Below are 14,674 nucleotides of genomic sequence, written 5' to 3'. Positions count from 1 at the left end.
GCTTATACCTGCGTTGTTAGTTCTAGTACTTCCCCAACTTCCACCCCGGCCGGGGCGGGGGCGCCCGCCGCGGCCCCCCCCCCCGCCGCCCCCCGGCACCCCGGCGCCGCCGGGACAAGAGTAACCGCTCGGCGCACGCCCGCGTGGGTCAGTTGTCGCCGGCGCGGGAGCCCAGGGTGAGCTGGACCGTGTGCTCCTGGCCGCCGCGCTTGTAGGTGATCGTGACCTTGTCACCGGGCTTGTGGGTCCAGATCTCACCGATCAGGGTGGGCCCGCTGTCGATCACGTGGTCGTCGAGCTTGGTGATGACGTCGCCGGGCTTGAGGCCCGCCTCGTCCGCCGGACCGCCCGACTCGACCGCAGCGGAGCCGCTGGCGCCCGTGTCGGTGATCTTCGCGCCGTCCGCGGAGTCCTCCAGGGAGACGGACGCCCCGATCTTCGCGTAGACCGGCTTGCCGGTCTTGATGAGCTGCTGGGCGACGTACTTGGCCTGGTTGATCGGGATGGCGAAGCCGAGACCGATCGAACCGGACTGGCCGGAGCCGCCCAGACCGCCGCTGCTGCTGGACTGGATCGCGGAGTTGATCCCGATGACCGCGCCGCTCGCGTCGAGCAGCGGGCCGCCGGAGTTGCCCGGGTTGATGGAAGCGTCGGTCTGCAGGGCGCTCATGTAGGACGCCTTGCTGCTGGCGCTGCCGTCGCTGGAGGCGACCGGGCGGTTCTTGGCGCTGATGATGCCGGTCGTCACCGTGTTGGAGAGGCCGAAGGGGGCGCCGATGGCGATCGTCTCGTCGCCGACTGCCACCTTGTCGGAGTCACCGAGGGCGAGCGGCTTGAGGTCCGACGGGGCGTTCTTGAGCTTGATGACCGCCACGTCGTAACCCTGGGCGTGGCCCACGATCTCGGCGTCGTACTTCTTGCCGTTGGGGAAGGTCGCGGTCAGCTTGCCGCCGTCGACCGCGTCGGCCACCACGTGGTTGTTGGTGACGATGTGGCCCTGCTTGTCGAAGACGAACCCGGTACCCGTGCCGCCCTCGCCACTGGTGCTCTCCGCCTCAATGGTGACCGTGCTGGGCAGGGACTTGGCGGCGACCGCCGCGATGGTGCCCGGGGCACGCTTGACCTGCGAGGCGCTGCTGTCGGAGGCGGCCACGGTGGTGGAGCCGGAGTCGTCGTTGTCCTTGGCCAGCGTGTAGCCGAGGCCGCCGCCCAGGCCTCCCGCGACCAGCGCGGCCACCAGGACCGCGGCGACCAGTCCGCCGCGTCCGTTGCGCGGCTTCGGCGCGGGCTGGTGGTACGACGAGCCCCAGCCGGCTCCCCCTCCGGCACCGCCGTCCGCGTAGGCGGGCGTGGCGGGCGGCGGGGGCGGCCAGGAACCGTCCGGAGCGGTGCCGGGGCCCTGGGGTCCGCCGGCCGCGCCCGCGGAGGCGTGCGCGGCCGTTGCCACGCCCCCCTGCTCCGGTGCGCCGGGGGCGCCCGGATACACCGGCGGGATCGGAGTTGTCGGTGCGTTCCCGTCGGCTGCGGCTGCGGCTGCCTGGGGGGACGCAGCGGGAGATGCCACCGGCACGGGAGGTGCGGAGGGGGCCGGGGGTACCTCGGTGCCCTCGTTCTCGGTGCTCACAGCTCTTCTCCTCGGTCCACGGCTGTTTTTGTCGGTCGCACTCGGTCACGCTCATTCACGCTTGTCGACGGTCCGGCGCGATTCAGCTGTGCATGTGCTTTTGTCTGCTGTCAGCTTTTCCCACGGGCCGTCAGAGCACCATAAGCGGTGGCTGTGGGTCCGGCGCCAGTCTTTATATAGGACCTTTAAGGCAAAAGTTACATTCAACGGCAGGGTTCATGCCCCCGTTCGTCGCACGTACGCGCCCGTGCCGCCACACGTACCCCGCCGTGGTGGGACCATGACGCGGTGACCCACGCACGACAGCACCAGATTCAGGTGGTCGCCCACCGCGGAGCCTCCGAGGACGCCCCCGAGCACACCCTCGCCGCGTACCGGAAGGCGATCGAGGACGGCGCGGACGCCCTCGAGTGCGACGTACGGCTGACCGCGGACGGCCACCTGGTCTGCGTGCACGACCGGCGGGTCAACCGCACGTCCAACGGACGCGGGGCGGTGTCCGCCCTGGAGCTGGCCGAACTCGCCGCCCTGGACTTCGGCTCCTGGAAGAAGCGCGAGGCCTGGCGCGGCCGGGACGAGGAGCCCGACTGGGAGTACCGCCCGGAGGACCGCGCGGACACCTCCGTACTCACCCTGGAGCGCCTGCTGGAACTGGTCGCGGACGCCGGGCGGCCGGTGGAGCTGGCCATCGAGACGAAGCACCCCACGCGCTGGGCCGGACAGGTCGAGGAACGGCTGCTGCTGCTCCTGAAGCGGTTCGGGCTGGACGCCCCGGCCTCGCCGGCCGAGTCGCCGGTACGGGTCATGAGCTTCTCGGCGCGCTCGCTGCACCGGGTGAGGGCCGCCTCGCCGACGCTGCCGACGGTCTACCTGATGCAGTTCGTCTCGCCCCGGCTGCGCGACGGCCGGCTGCCCGCGGGCGTGCGGGTCGCGGGGCCGTCCATCCGGATCGTGCGCAACCACCCCGCCTACGTCGAGCGGCTGAAGCGGGCCGGGCACCAGGTGCACGTGTGGACCGTGAACGAGCCCGAGGACGTCGACCTCTGCGTGGAACTCGGCATCGACGCCATCATCACCAACCGCCCGCACGCGGTGCTGCGCCGGCTCGGAATGTAAAGAGCCCCGTAAGGACCGGTCCGCGGCCCTTGACCCGGCCGGACTCCTGAACCATTCTCCGTTCTCGGCCACACCAACGAAATCAAGTCACACCATTACAGGGAGTGCTCCGGCGCGTTCGGTACGTATTCGATCGTTGCGAATGCGTCGCCGGACCTGGATTGGCCGGTTTCCGGTACAGGCCAATGGGGCATCCACACCGTGGCGTGGGGCAAAGGAGGTCTCGGGGGTGGCGTTGGTGGTGGCACAGGAGGTGCCCACGTCGTCGAGCATGGCCGTACCCCATGGCCCTGCGGGCGTGGGGAAAGCAAGACACCGCATGCGCGATCAGCTGCGCACAGGTGGCGTATCGGAACCGGTCATCGACGATGCCGTACTGATCCTTTCCGAGCTCTTGAGCAACGCGTGCAAACACGGGCGCCCCTTGGGCGACGCACTGGCCGGGGACGGCGACGTCCGGGCGGCATGGCGTGTGGACCCGCGCGGCCGGCTCGTCGTCGAGGTGACCGACGGCGGTGGCCCGACCCGCCCGGCTCCGGCCACCCCGTCGGTCACCGCGCACGGCGGCCGTGGGCTGAACATCATCACGGCGCTGGCGGACGACTGGGGAGTACGGGACGACGCCCGGGGAGAGGTGACCGTGTGGGTCGTGGTCCACCAGGACGTTCACGATCCCGATGCCGGGCACCGCCGCGCCGATTTCGCTACGCGCGTCACAGCGCCCGTAGTCTCCGCGATGCCCGCTCTCGACTTCGCGGACGCGTTCGACGACCTGGACTGACGACCCGTCACGGCCCCGTCGCCCACGGGCGCGCGACGGCCGTACGTGCGCGTTGTCCACAGGTCCCCGTCGATCATGGCGTGAACGGCTAGGCTCCCGCCCGTACGAGACGAGCCGTAACCGGGAGACACCCACGATGGCCAAGAAGCGACCTCAGACGAAGGCCAAGCGCCCGCAGCTCAGCGATGCAGAGATCCCGGTGGTCGGTGCCCGCGAGCCCTGCCCCTGCGGCAGCGGCCGCCGTTACAAGGCGTGCCACGGCCGGGCAGCCGCGCACGCCGTGACCGAGCTGGTGCACCGCCCCTTCGAAGGCCTGCCGGGCGAGGGCGACTGGGTCGCGCTGCGCGAGCTGGTGCCCGCCGCCACGGTCGAACTGCCCCTGAAGGACGGCCTCCCCGAAGGCGTCCCCTCGGTCACGCTCGCCACGGTGCTGCCGATGGCCTGGCCCGCCCTGCGCCGCGACGACGGCTCGGTCCTGCTGGGTCTGCAGAACGACACCTCGTCCGGCGACATCAGCCGCGACCTGGCCGACACCCTGCAGCGCGCCCTCACCGCGGAACCGGGCACGCCCGTCCAGGGCCGGCGCGCCCCGGCCGACGGTCCGCGTATGCAGGACCTGCTCGACCCCGAAGGCGCGTTCGAGCCAGTTGTGCACAGCGGATTCGAGTTCTGGGTCCCGGACCCCGAGAACGCCACGCCGGAGGTGACCGCTTCCCTGGAGCGGGCCAACGCCGCGGCCATCCCCACGGTGAAGCTGACCGGCGTGGACGGCGCGTACTGGTGCCAGACCCCGGAGAAGAACCACCTCCGCTGGGTCATGCCGTATCCGGAGGAGCAGCTTCTGGACGCTCTCGCCCGGCTGCACGCGGCGGGCCGTTCGAGCCTCGGTGAGGGCACCCGGCTGGTCGGTTCCTTCCGCGCTCACGGGCTCACCGTGCCCGTCTGGGACCTGCCGAGCGGTGTCACGGCGGAGGACGTGGAGAAGCCGGCCGCCGAGTTCGCCGAGCGCCTCACCGCCGCCCTGGCCTCGGAGGCGCCGCTCACCGCCGACGAGCGCCGCGCGCGGGGCGGGCTGACCAACCGGCAGGTCACGCTCAGCTGACGCGCGGACCGGCACCATGGGATGCGGCTGACCGACCGGTCAGCCGCTGTCATCCCGCCAGAAGGGGTGACTCCTGTCACAACTCCCGGACGGGACAGGCCAATCGGTGTCCGAATAGCCGAGATCGAATTTGCTAACCGCCGATCTCTTGTTACCGTTCCAGTAGCCCGGTTGCTGGTGCATCCCCCGTCGCCAGCAACCGGGTCTTTCCATGTCCGCCGCCGCTGTACGGAACCAACTCCTCCGTCAACTGGTGCCGGAATCCCCGGAGTTGCTCCCGGAGCGCAGCAGCAGCGGTCCGCCCGTGCCCTGCGCCGCGAACTCCGCGACCGCCGTGTACGCGTCCGGGCCGCCGCGGGTGTGCTCCCGGGGTGTCTCACAGGTGGCGGGCTCGTCGTCGGCGTCCACGGCGCAGCGCAACTGCAAGATGCGGCCGCCGGGCCCCATGAAGCTCAGCTCCGAGTCCAGCGCCTTGCCGGTGGCGTTGCGGTAGTAGGTGCGCGCCCAGGTCTCCTCGCCCTGTGTCATCACACAGGTCTGCGCCTCCACGCCGTCGGGGGAGGAGAGTTCCGGGCCGCAGCGGGCGGCGGTGGCCAGGCCCAGGCCGAGCACCCGCGGGGGGCCTTCGGACACGACGGAGCGGTCCTTCGCGTCACCGCGCGGAGGTGTGCGTACGACCGCTCGCGCCCCTTCGGACGACGATCGCGCGGAGTCGCCCACCGGCCCCGCGGACGCCAAGGTCAGAGGCAGCACGACCGCGCAGGCCACGACGCCCGCGAGGGCGAGCAGACGAACGTTCATGTACCGGAAGATAACGACCGAGGGCGGGCGGCCGGTTCCGCTCGCGCCCGACACCCTTACAACTCGGGCGCGCTCACACCCGTACGAGTGAGGGCGTCAACCACGGCGTCCACCACGGCCTCCACATCGGGCACCCAGGGCGAGGCCGAGCCGGGCAGCGGCGCACGCTCCCAGCGGATGGCGCCCTGACCGGTCTCGGACGGGGGCAGGGCGAGATAGCCGCCCTCTCCGTGGAAGCGGAGGGAGCCGGGGACGAAGTCCTTCGCGTAGAGCAGTTCGCCCAGCTGTTCCATCGAGTACGGCTTGACGAGCAGCGCCCAGCGCGTGGGCGAGGCGATCACCGGGCCGAGGCGCATACCGTGACGGTCGAGCGCGCCGAGGGCCCGGGAGGCCGCGAGGGCCGGCAGGCTGACCGCGCAGGGGGCCTTGCCGCCGGTGGCGAGTACGACGGGTGCGTTCGGCCTGTTGGTCCACCACCAGCGGACCATGCGCTCGTCGGTGGTGGCCGCGAGGAGGCCGGGGTCGAAGGGGTGGGCACCGGGCACCGTGCAATCCGGGTCGGGGCAGGCGCAGCGGGCCCGTCCCTGCGGGTCCGGGGCCACGCCCGGGAGTACGGGCCACTGCCATTCCGCCGCGAAGGTCAGGGCCGCGCTGAGCATCTCAGGCCTCCCGTCGTTCCGCCTGGACAGGAGCCTGCGTCGCCTTCCGAGGATCTCGCGCATGAGCGCTCGTTCCTTTCCGTTGCACCGCTGGCAACACCGTGGACCACATCACAACATGTGTCGATCGCTTCACTGTGCGTACCTGTTGGCGCATCACACCCCTGCCCGGAGCAGGGGGAACCCCAAAGGGTCGAACGTTGGCCGTGCCCGCGTCCTTACTGCGTCTATCAAAAGCACGGCCGCGGGGTGGGGGTGGCGAAGTCTGGCGTTTTGCCGTCCCGCGTATTTCTCTCCGCCTCCACCACGGGAGGATGGGGCACGGTCGTCGGTGGCTAAGACGCCCGGGTCCGTCGCCAGGTTCCGGGTGGCCCCCAACCACCCCTGGCCTTCTCCGAGTACGTACCCATCTCGACCGTCGTGACGCTCTGTGGAGCAAACCCAGTCGACCGCAATGAACCGATACCCGAGGCAGTTTTAAGCCAACTTTGCCGTTGCGCAAGAGGTCCGGAAGAAACCCGCAAGTGGCCCATGGACACCAGGAATCCCAGCAGGACAATGCTGGACATCCCCTAACGAGTGCGTGTACATGTGGAGACACCGCCAGCGGCGCAGAATGACATGGGGGTTTGCGATGCTTTTGAGCAATACGCACCGGTCTGAAAGCCGGACGCCATGAACGCCCCTCACCCTCCGAAAGTGGCCGGAATCGATTCAACGGTTCCCACGCCCGCACACACTGTCGCACCCGCACCCCCCGCCCCGGGCGCCACTCCCGTGCCCGCCCCCAACGGCCCCGCGCCGGGAACCCTCCTGCAGGACCGGCTGGCCGGCTGGGTCTCGGATCTCACGACCCTCCACGAACTCACCGAACGCCTGGTGCGCACGGACTCACTCGACGGAGCGCTCCGGGAACTGCTGCGCGCCGGAGCCGCCCTCGTGGGCGCCCGGCGCGGTCTCGTCGTACTGGAACCAGCCGACGGCCTCGGTCCCGACAGCACCATCGGCCTGGGCCTCGGCCGCGCCGATCTCGGCCACATCGAGACCGTGCCGCGCGGCGCCATGTCGTACGGCGAGCTCCTCGACACACCCGCCGGCCTCCCCGGCGGCGGCGAGATCCGCCACCCCGACCTGTTCGCCGAGGACGGCCTCGACCCCCGCCACCGCGAGGTGGCCGCCCGCCTCGGCTACGCCGCCAGCTACGCCCTCCCCCTGACCACCGACGCCGCCGGCCGCCTCGGTGCCGCCGTGTGGCTGTACGACGAGCCCGCCGAGCCCGACGAGCGCCGGCGCCACCTCGCCGGCCTGTACGTCCGTTACGCCACCGAACACCTGGCCCGGCTGGTGGAGGTCGAGCGCACGCGCGCGTGCGTGGCCACCCTCTCCGAGGAACTGCTGCCGTCCCGGCTGCCCCGCGTGGCCGGGGTCCAGCTCGCCGCCCGGCACCGCACCGGCCCGCGCGGCGGCGGCGACTGGTACGACGCGCTGCCGCTGCCCGACGGCGCGCTCGGCCTCGCGGTCGGCTCGGTCACCGGTTGCGGGCCCAGCGCGGTCGCCGCCATGGGCCGGCTCAGAGCGTCCCTGAGGGCGTACGCCGTGATGGAGGGCGAGGACCCGGTCGCCGTCCTGTCCGACCTGGAACTGCTGCTGCGACTGACCGAACCGGCCCGCTCCGCCACCGCCCTGTTCGCCTACTGCGAACCGGCACTGCGCAAGGTCACCCTGGCCGGCGCCGGGCACAGCCCGCCGCTGCTGATCGGCGAGCGGCGCACGGAGTTCGCGGAGACCTCCGTGTCCGCGCCCCTGGGCATGCTCGCCTGCTGGGAGGCGCCCAGCGTGGAGTTCGAGGCGGAAGCCGGAGAGACGGTTCTGCTCTACACCGACGGACTGCTCCACCGCACCGGCGACCCCACGGACCGCGCCTTCGCCCGGCTGCACGCGGCGGCCGCGAGCGTGCCGCGCGCCCTGCGCCGCGACCCGGCGGCCATCGCCGACCACGTGCTGCGCACGGTCCTGCCGGACGGCCTGGACGCCGCGGACAGCCCGGAGGACGTCGTCCTGCTGGCCGCGCGCTTCGACTGAGCAGGCGGAACGGTCCGCCACGGCCGGACCCTGCGGCAGGGTCGCATGAGGGGCCATAACAGCTCTTCCCGCCCAGGACCACTCCGGTACGACCGTACGATGATGGGGGTCCCCCTGCTCGAGCGGAACCGAGATCGCCGAGGGCTCGGGGGGACCGTGCCGTATCGAGGAGGATGACCGTGGCCGACGAGCTCACTCCGGAGACCCCGGAAACTGAGTCCGAGGAGCCCATCAAGCAGCGGAAGAACGGCCTGTACCCGGGCGTCTCCGACGAGCTTGCCGAGAACATGAAGTCCGGCTGGGCCGACACGGAGCTGCGGGACCTCAAGCCGATCGCGCAGGCCGCGCACACCGCGCGCCGCCGTGCCGCGCTGTCCGCCCGCTTCCCGGGCGAGCGCCTGGTGATCCCGGCGGGCAATCTGAAGACCCGCTCGAACGACACCGAGTACGCCTTCCGGTCGTCGGTCGAGTACGCCTACCTCACCGGCAACCAGACCGAGGACGGCGTCCTCGTCCTGGAGCCCACGGCCGACGGCCACCAGGAGACGATCTACCTCCTGCCCCGCTCCGACCGCGAGAACGGCGAGTTCTGGCTCTCCGGCCAGGGCGAGCTCTGGGTCGGCCGCCGCCACTCGCTCACCGAGTCGGAGGCGCTCTACGGCATCCCCGCCGCCGACGTGCGCGAGCTGCCCGAGAAGCTGAAGGAGGCCACCGGCCCGGTCCGCGTGGTGCGCGGCTACGACGCCGGGGTCGAGGCGGCCCTGCACGACAAGGTCACCGCCGAGCGCGACGAGGAGCTGCGCGTCTTCCTCTCCGAGGCCCGGCTGATCAAGGACGGGTTCGAGATCGGCGAGCTGCAGAAGGCCGTCGACTCGACCGTGCGCGGCTTCGAGGACGTGGTGAAGGTCCTCGACAGGGCCGAGGCGACCTCCGAGCGCTACATCGAGGGCACGTTCTTCCTCCGCGCGCGCGTGGAGGGCAACGACGTCGGCTACGGCTCCATCTGCGCGTCCGGCCCGCACGCCTGCACCCTGCACTGGGTCCGCAACGACGGCCCGGTCCGCTCCGGCGACCTGCTCCTGCTGGACGCCGGTGTCGAGACGCACACGCTCTACACCGCCGACGTCACGCGCACACTGCCGGTCAACGGCACGTACAGCGAGATCCAGAAGAAGATCTACGACGCCGTGTACGAGGCCCAGGAGGCCGGGATCGCGGCGGTGAAGCCGGGCGCCAAGTACCGCGACTTCCACGACGCCGCCCAGCACGTGCTCGCCGAGAGGCTCGTCGAGTGGGGTCTGGTCGAGGGCCCGGTCGAGCGCGTCCTGGAGCTCGGCCTGCAGCGCCGCTGGACCCTGCACGGCACCGGGCACATGCTCGGCATGGACGTCCACGACTGCGCGGCCGCCCGCACGGAGACGTACGTCGAGGGCGTCCTCGAACCCGGCATGGTGCTCACGGTCGAGCCGGGCCTGTACTTCCAGGCCGACGACCTGACCGTGCCGCAGGAGTACCGGGGCATCGGCGTCCGGATCGAGGACGACATCCTGGTCACCGAGGACGGGAACCGCAATCTCTCGGACGGACTGCCCCGCCGGTCCGACGAGGTCGAGGCGTGGATGGCCTCGCTGAAGGGCTGACGTCACACTGATGGCCGGGCACCGGAACGGTGCCCGGCCATTCACGTGCCCAGGGGGAGGCATTTCGTGGACGACTTCTGGTCCGGTGTCGGTGTGGACCTGCATCTGGAACCCGACGCGGCGGACGGACGCCGGGTCGGGCTCGAACGGGCGCTGCGCGACGCCGTGCGCGCCGGACGGCTGGCACCCGGGACACGGCTGCCCGCGACCCGGCGGCTCGCCTCCGAGCTCGGGATCTCGCGCGGCACCGCCAAGGCGGCGTACGACCAGCTCGTCGCCGAGGGATATCTGACGGCGCGGCAGGGCTCGGGCACCCGGGTGGCTTCGCTGCCCTCCGTCGACGCCGGCACGCCGGAGACGGCCGCACACGCGCGTGCACCCGTCTTCGATCTGCGGCCCGGCAGTCCGGACGTGGGGGCGTTTCCGGCGGCGGCCTGGCTGCGGGCGCTGCGCCGCGCCATCGCGACGGCGCCCTCACTGGCGTACGACTACGGCGATCCGCGCGGCCGGATCGAGCTGCGCACGGCGCTCTCGGGCTACCTGGGGCGGGCGCGCGGGGTGATCGCGCCGCCGGAACGGATCGTGATCACCTCGGGGTACGTGCAGGGCCTCGCGCTGCTCACCCGCGTGCTGGACGGCGCCGCCGTCGCCATGGAGGACCCCGGGCTGCCCTTCCACCGGGAGGTGGTTCGGCGCAACGGCGGGACGGTGGTGCCCGTTCCGGTCGACGAACGCGGAGTCCGCGCGCGGGAGCTGGGCGACGCGGCCGCCGTGGTCGTCACGCCCGCCCATCAGTACCCGACCGGAGTGACCCTGCACCCGGAGCGGCGGCGCGCGCTCAGCGACTGGGCACGCACGCGTGGGTCCCTCATCGTCGAGGACGACTACGACGGGGAGTTCCGCTACGACCGTCAGCCCGTCGGCGCGCTCCAGGGGATGGCCCCGGGCCAGGTGGTGTACCTGGGCACCGCCTCCAAGACCCTCGGCCCCGCGCTGCGGCTGGGCTGGATGGTGCTGCCGCGGCACCTGGTGGACGCGGTCGCCGACGCCAAGCTGCACAGCGACCACCACACCGAGTCCATCGGCCAGTTGGCGCTCGCCGAACTCATCGACAGCCATGCGTACGACCGCCATGTGCGCGCGTGCCGCCTGCGGTACCGGCGCCGCAGGGACCAGCTCCTGGACCGGCTGGGCCCTCGCCGGCCGGTGCGCGGGATCGCGGCCGGGCTGCACGCCCTGGTGGAGGTCTCCGACGAGGCGGAGGTGTTCGCGCGCGCGGCGGCGGAGGGGCTCGCCCTCGGCCGCCTGGGGGACCACTGGCATGCGGCCGGCCCACCCGGCGAAGGCCTGCGGCAGGGGCTCGTCGTCGGGTACGGCACGCCCCGGGAACGGGTGTATCCGGAGGCACTGGAGGTGTTGGCGAAGGTACTCGACGGGGCGTGAAGCGGGCCCCTGAAAGCCTCCGGTGCCGGGCCTGTCCACAGGTCCAACACGCCTCTGGTGCCGCCCGTATGACGAACCCCCCGCAGCGCGTGCCGGCACCGGCCCAGCCGACCGACTCCATCGGCGACGGCGCCTGCTACGTGACGTCGGCGCTGTACTTCACCCGTGTCGTGGGAGTCGAGCCGGCCTCGATTCACGGCCGAGGAAGCCAGGAACGCCGCTTGTCAGACACATGGGCAAGAGATCTCAAAGAGCTGTGAAAATCCGGGCAGGTCGAGGCCGGCCCAAAACGACCCGATCACATGGCCGGATCGGCGTTGTGCAGGATCCGCTGGAACAAACAGCAGTCCCGCCATTCCCCATTGATGTGCAAATAGCTCGGGGCCATACCGATGGAGTCGAATCCGCATCTCTTCAGCACACGCTGGGAAGCGATGTTCTCGATAATCGTGGACGCCTCGATCCGGTGCAGTCCCACCGTGTCCCGCGCGATCCGGCAGACCCGTTCCACGGCGCCGCCGGCCAGCCCGCGGTTCTGCTGGTCGGCGGCGACCCAGTACCCCAGATAGGCGCTGCAGAAGGGCCCCATCGAGATCCCGGACAGCGTGATCGCGCCCACGATCCGCCCGCCGTCCGACTCGAGGACCCAGGGCACCAGACCACCTTCCGAGAACTGACGCAGCAGTCCCTCCAGACGCTCCGTCTGGCCTTCGAGCGTGAAGAAGGAGTCCGGTCTGTACGGCTCCCACGGTTCGAGGTGTTTCCGATTTTCGACGTATGCGGCACAAAGCGCCTCGGCATCGCCCTGGACGAGCGGCCGCAGTATCACACCGTGGGCTATTTCCTCGGTTTCGATATTCATGCGCGCACCCTAGCGCGGGCGTTATGCCTGCGCAGCCTTCATGCCGTAAGCAGGGAAGGATCTTTCTTCCACTTGAGCATCTTGTCGAAGCTCACCACCGTCCCGTTCCGGCCCGGCTTGCCGCCGATGTGGACGTGATCGGCGAGTTCCTGGATGAGGCACAGCCCGCGTCCGTGCTCGGCGTCCGCCCGCGCGGGCCGGAAAGCCTGGGGCCGGGCGAACCCCGGTCCGGAGTCGGCCACTTCGATACGGCACTTCTCGCCGTCGAGGTAGGCGGTCACCCGGTACGCCTCGGACGGGCCTCCGAGCGTCGCGTCCCCGCCGTGCTCGACAGCGTTCGCGCAGGCCTCGCTGAGCGCGACGGACAGGTCGTAGCAGATGTCGGGATCGACTCCCGCGGTCTCCATCGTGCCGAGGAGCAGTCGCCGCGCGAGCGGGACGCTCGCTGCCTCGCGGCGCAGATGGAGTGACCACCAGATGCTCATGCTCCAGCCTCCTGGCCGCGGCTCGACATACCGATACGTATTGCCGCCCGTACCCGGGTGTAAGCACTCCGCCGGTGAGACGCCGTCCATCCGGACGATGCGCGCGGGGAGGAATCGGTGTATGAGGGGCGGCTCGTGGCAGAGTGTGACCTTCCGGTCGTAGGGAACCTTGCGGACCTGCCGTCGGGCCGCGGCGCGTCCAGTGCGATGATGAGCGCGCCATGACTGCCCCCCACCAGCGCACGGCGCGCTCCGGACAACGCCTCCGGATCCTGCGGGCCGCGGTGTTCGCCGCGGTCTGCGTCGTGCTGGCCGCGGCCGGGCACACCCTGGCCTCCTGCGGCACCGTCCCGCTGTGGACACTGGGCGCCGGATTCCTGGGCGCCCTCGCGCTGGTGGCGCCGCTCGCCGGGCGGGAGCGCTCGCTGCCCGGGATCGCCACGATGCTGGCGCTCGGTCAGTCCGTGCTGCACACCCTGTTCGGGCTGGGTCAGCACGGTGCGGCCGCCACGCCGTCCGGCACGATGTCCATGGGCTCCATGGGCTCCATGGGCTCCATGGGCTCCATGGCCGGGATGAGCGACGCCCTGCTCGTGGAGCGGGCCGCGCGGCTCGTGTGCGGTACCGGCGCCGCGGCGATCACCCCGGCCCACGCCTTCCGGCTCCTGTCCGAGGCACGCCTGCTGCCCGCCCCGGCAACGGACATGAGCGCCATGCAGCACGCAGGGGACGCGACCGGCTCGTCGGAGTCGCTGCTGCCGTCCCTGCCCATGCTGCTCGCCCACGTCCTCGCCGCGGTCGCGGTCGGCTGGCTGATGCGCCGCGGCGACCTCGCCCTGCTGCGCCTGATCGAACTGTCGGCGCACGGAGTCGCGGAGGGGGCGCTCGTACGTTCCCTGCGCGGGGCGCTCGCGCTGGTACGCGCCCTGTGCGCCGGGCTTCCGGCCGCACCCGAGGCAGGCCCGCTCCAGCGGCGCACCGCACGGGACGATCCGCCCGCCCCGCACACCACCGCACTCCAGCACACGGTGATCCGGCGCGGGCCGCCCGCCGCCGCACTCGTCCTCGCCGCCTGACGCGACGCGACCGCAACCACTCCACCCGGACGGGGCAGGAGGGGACCGGCCGCCGTCGTGCGGCACGCGCGCGTGCACCCAGTGCGCGCCCCCTTCCCCTGCTTCCTTCACCTTTCACGTTCCTTCACCGGAACTCACCCGGAGTGGAGTGCTCCCTGCCATGAAGGTCTCTCGTATCGCCGCGGCCGCTGCCGTCGCGGGCACGGCCGTCCTAGCCGTCTCCGCCCCCGCGTTCGCACACGTCTCCGTGCAGCCCGAGGGAACGGCCGCCAAGGGCGGCTACGCGGTCATCGACTTCAAGGTCCCCAACGAGCGCGACAGCGCCTCGACCACCAAGCTGGAGGTCGACTTCCCGGCCGACCACCCGCTGGCCTCGGTGATGCCGCAGCCGATCGCCGGCTGGACCGTCGAGGTCACCAAGGCCAAGCTCGACAAGCCGCTGGAGATGCACGGCAAGCAGATCTCCGAGGCGGTCACCAAGGTCACCTGGACGGCCGACGGCAAGGGGATCGGGCCGGGCTACTTCCAGAAGTTCCCGCTCTCCGTGGGCACCCTGCCCGAGGACACCGACGAGCTCGTCTTCAAGGCGGTCCAGACGTACTCCAACAACGAGGTCGTGCGCTGGATCGAGGTCCAGCAGGACGGCCAGGACGAGCCCGAGAACCCGGCCCCGGTGCTGGAGCTGGCCGCCGCCTCCGCCGATGAGCACTCGCACGGCTCCGCGAAGGCCGAGGACGCCTCCGACAAGACCTCCGGGACCGGGACCGCGGCCGCTTCCGGCTCCTCCGGCGGCAGCGACACCACCGCTCGTGTGCTCGGCGTGGTCGGCATCGTCGTCGGCGCGGCGGGAGTGGCGTACGGCGTGCTGGCCGGGCGCAGGCGGTCCGCGGCCTGAAACCCGCTCGCCCGCACCGCGGGCCGGGGGGGGGGGGCGGGCTGGGGTGTGGGCCCCGGGGGCCGCGGCAGGAGTCGCGCAGGGGGGAGTTTTGGTGGGGCCAAGAAC

At 71.6% G+C, this 14,674-nt stretch carries 13 protein-coding genes; 8 read left to right on the top strand and 5 right to left on the bottom strand.

Annotated elements, in window-relative coordinates; genetic code table 11:
* Nucleotides 1-148: 148 nt before the first annotated feature.
* Complete coding sequence (locus tag ACFW2E_RS24345; RefSeq protein WP_384469195.1) at nt 149-1,624, bottom strand: S1C family serine protease; 1,476 nt, start codon at nt 1,622-1,624, stop codon at nt 149-151.
* 288 nt (nt 1,625-1,912) lie between these two features.
* On the opposite strand from ACFW2E_RS24345, the gene ACFW2E_RS24340 reads away from it, so the two are divergent.
* The 3 genes from ACFW2E_RS24340 (at nt 1,913) to ACFW2E_RS24330 (ending at nt 4,623) form a co-directional block, all read left to right on the top strand.
* The gene (locus ACFW2E_RS24340; RefSeq protein ID WP_384469194.1) at nt 1,913-2,740 is read left to right on the top strand and encodes a glycerophosphodiester phosphodiesterase; all 828 of its coding nucleotides are present in this window, start codon (nt 1,913-1,915) and stop codon (nt 2,738-2,740) included.
* Nucleotides 2,741-2,882: 142 nt separating this feature from the next.
* Nucleotides 2,883-3,521 (top strand): ATP-binding protein, encoded by a 639-nt coding sequence (locus ACFW2E_RS24335; protein WP_384469193.1) that lies wholly within the window; start codon nt 2,883-2,885, stop codon nt 3,519-3,521.
* Nucleotides 3,522-3,657: 136 nt separating this feature from the next.
* Nucleotides 3,658-4,623, top strand: a complete 966-nt coding sequence (locus ACFW2E_RS24330) for a DUF5926 family protein (RefSeq protein WP_384469192.1) — start codon at nt 3,658-3,660, stop codon at nt 4,621-4,623.
* Nucleotides 4,624-4,869: 246 nt separating this feature from the next.
* Here the strand turns inward: ACFW2E_RS24330 and ACFW2E_RS24325 are convergent, their stop codons facing one another.
* Together ACFW2E_RS24325 and ACFW2E_RS24320 are read right to left on the bottom strand one after the other, a co-directional pair.
* Nucleotides 4,870-5,424, bottom strand: coding sequence for a hypothetical protein (locus tag ACFW2E_RS24325; RefSeq protein ID WP_384469191.1), 555 nt, complete (start codon nt 5,422-5,424; stop codon nt 4,870-4,872).
* A gap of 56 nt (nt 5,425-5,480) precedes the next feature.
* Nucleotides 5,481-6,146 (bottom strand): bifunctional DNA primase/polymerase, encoded by a 666-nt coding sequence (locus ACFW2E_RS24320; protein WP_384469190.1) that lies wholly within the window; start codon nt 6,144-6,146, stop codon nt 5,481-5,483.
* A 612-nt stretch (nt 6,147-6,758) separates the two neighbouring features.
* Between ACFW2E_RS24320 and ACFW2E_RS24315 the strand changes: the two genes are divergently transcribed.
* From ACFW2E_RS24315 to ACFW2E_RS24305, 3 genes are all read left to right on the top strand, one after another.
* Nucleotides 6,759-8,165: a PP2C family protein-serine/threonine phosphatase gene (locus ACFW2E_RS24315; RefSeq protein ID WP_384469189.1), complete on the top strand. Its 1,407-nt coding sequence runs from the start codon at nt 6,759-6,761 to the stop codon at nt 8,163-8,165.
* A gap of 173 nt (nt 8,166-8,338) precedes the next feature.
* A complete protein-coding gene (locus ACFW2E_RS24310; RefSeq protein WP_384469188.1) occupies nt 8,339-9,805 on the top strand; it encodes an aminopeptidase P family protein in 1,467 nt (488 codons plus the stop codon).
* A 66-nt stretch (nt 9,806-9,871) separates the two neighbouring features.
* Nucleotides 9,872-11,248: a PLP-dependent aminotransferase family protein gene (locus ACFW2E_RS24305; RefSeq protein ID WP_384469187.1), complete on the top strand. Its 1,377-nt coding sequence runs from the start codon at nt 9,872-9,874 to the stop codon at nt 11,246-11,248.
* Between the two features lie 298 nt (nt 11,249-11,546).
* On the opposite strand, the gene ACFW2E_RS24300 is transcribed toward ACFW2E_RS24305, so the two are convergent.
* A complete protein-coding gene (locus ACFW2E_RS24300) occupies nt 11,547-12,110 on the bottom strand; it encodes a GNAT family N-acetyltransferase (RefSeq protein ID WP_384469186.1) in 564 nt (187 codons plus the stop codon).
* A 38-nt stretch (nt 12,111-12,148) separates the two neighbouring features.
* On the bottom strand, nt 12,149-12,595 hold the full coding sequence (locus ACFW2E_RS24295) for an ATP-binding protein (RefSeq protein WP_384469185.1): 447 nt from the start codon (nt 12,593-12,595) through the stop codon (nt 12,149-12,151).
* Nucleotides 12,596-12,816: 221 nt separating this feature from the next.
* Between ACFW2E_RS24295 and ACFW2E_RS24290 the strand changes: the two genes are divergently transcribed.
* The gene (locus tag ACFW2E_RS24290) at nt 12,817-13,671 is read left to right on the top strand and encodes a hypothetical protein (RefSeq protein WP_384469184.1); all 855 of its coding nucleotides are present in this window, start codon (nt 12,817-12,819) and stop codon (nt 13,669-13,671) included.
* Nucleotides 13,672-13,831: 160 nt separating this feature from the next.
* The gene (locus ACFW2E_RS24285; protein ID WP_384469183.1) at nt 13,832-14,566 is read left to right on the top strand and encodes a YcnI family protein; all 735 of its coding nucleotides are present in this window, start codon (nt 13,832-13,834) and stop codon (nt 14,564-14,566) included.
* Nucleotides 14,567-14,674: the final 108 nt, after the last annotated feature.

This window comes from Streptomyces sp. NPDC058964 (assembly GCF_042741275.1).
Lineage (GTDB): Bacteria > Actinomycetota > Actinomycetes > Streptomycetales > Streptomycetaceae > Streptomyces.
This window is presented reverse-complemented; position numbering and strand designations above follow the sequence as displayed.

Excerpts from the sequence above, each read along its gene's own strand:
- ACFW2E_RS24290 (WP_384469184.1), top strand. The coding sequence starts at position 12,817 with ATGACTGCCCCCCACCAGCGCACGGCGCGCTCCGGACAACGCCTCCGG.
- ACFW2E_RS24335 (WP_384469193.1), top strand. The coding sequence starts at position 2,883 with ATGCGTCGCCGGACCTGGATTGGCCGGTTTCCGGTACAGGCCAATGGG.
- ACFW2E_RS24330 (WP_384469192.1), top strand. The coding sequence starts at position 3,658 with ATGGCCAAGAAGCGACCTCAGACGAAGGCCAAGCGCCCGCAGCTCAGC.
- ACFW2E_RS24285 (WP_384469183.1), top strand. The coding sequence starts at position 13,832 with ATGAAGGTCTCTCGTATCGCCGCGGCCGCTGCCGTCGCGGGCACGGCC.
- ACFW2E_RS24315 (WP_384469189.1), top strand. The coding sequence starts at position 6,759 with ATGAACGCCCCTCACCCTCCGAAAGTGGCCGGAATCGATTCAACGGTT.
- ACFW2E_RS24320 (WP_384469190.1), bottom strand. The coding sequence starts at position 6,146 with ATGCGCGAGATCCTCGGAAGGCGACGCAGGCTCCTGTCCAGGCGGAAC.
- ACFW2E_RS24325 (WP_384469191.1), bottom strand. The coding sequence starts at position 5,424 with ATGAACGTTCGTCTGCTCGCCCTCGCGGGCGTCGTGGCCTGCGCGGTC.
- ACFW2E_RS24300 (WP_384469186.1), bottom strand. The coding sequence starts at position 12,110 with ATGAATATCGAAACCGAGGAAATAGCCCACGGTGTGATACTGCGGCCG.
- ACFW2E_RS24310 (WP_384469188.1), top strand. The coding sequence starts at position 8,339 with ATGACCGTGGCCGACGAGCTCACTCCGGAGACCCCGGAAACTGAGTCC.
- ACFW2E_RS24295 (WP_384469185.1), bottom strand. The coding sequence starts at position 12,595 with ATGAGCATCTGGTGGTCACTCCATCTGCGCCGCGAGGCAGCGAGCGTC.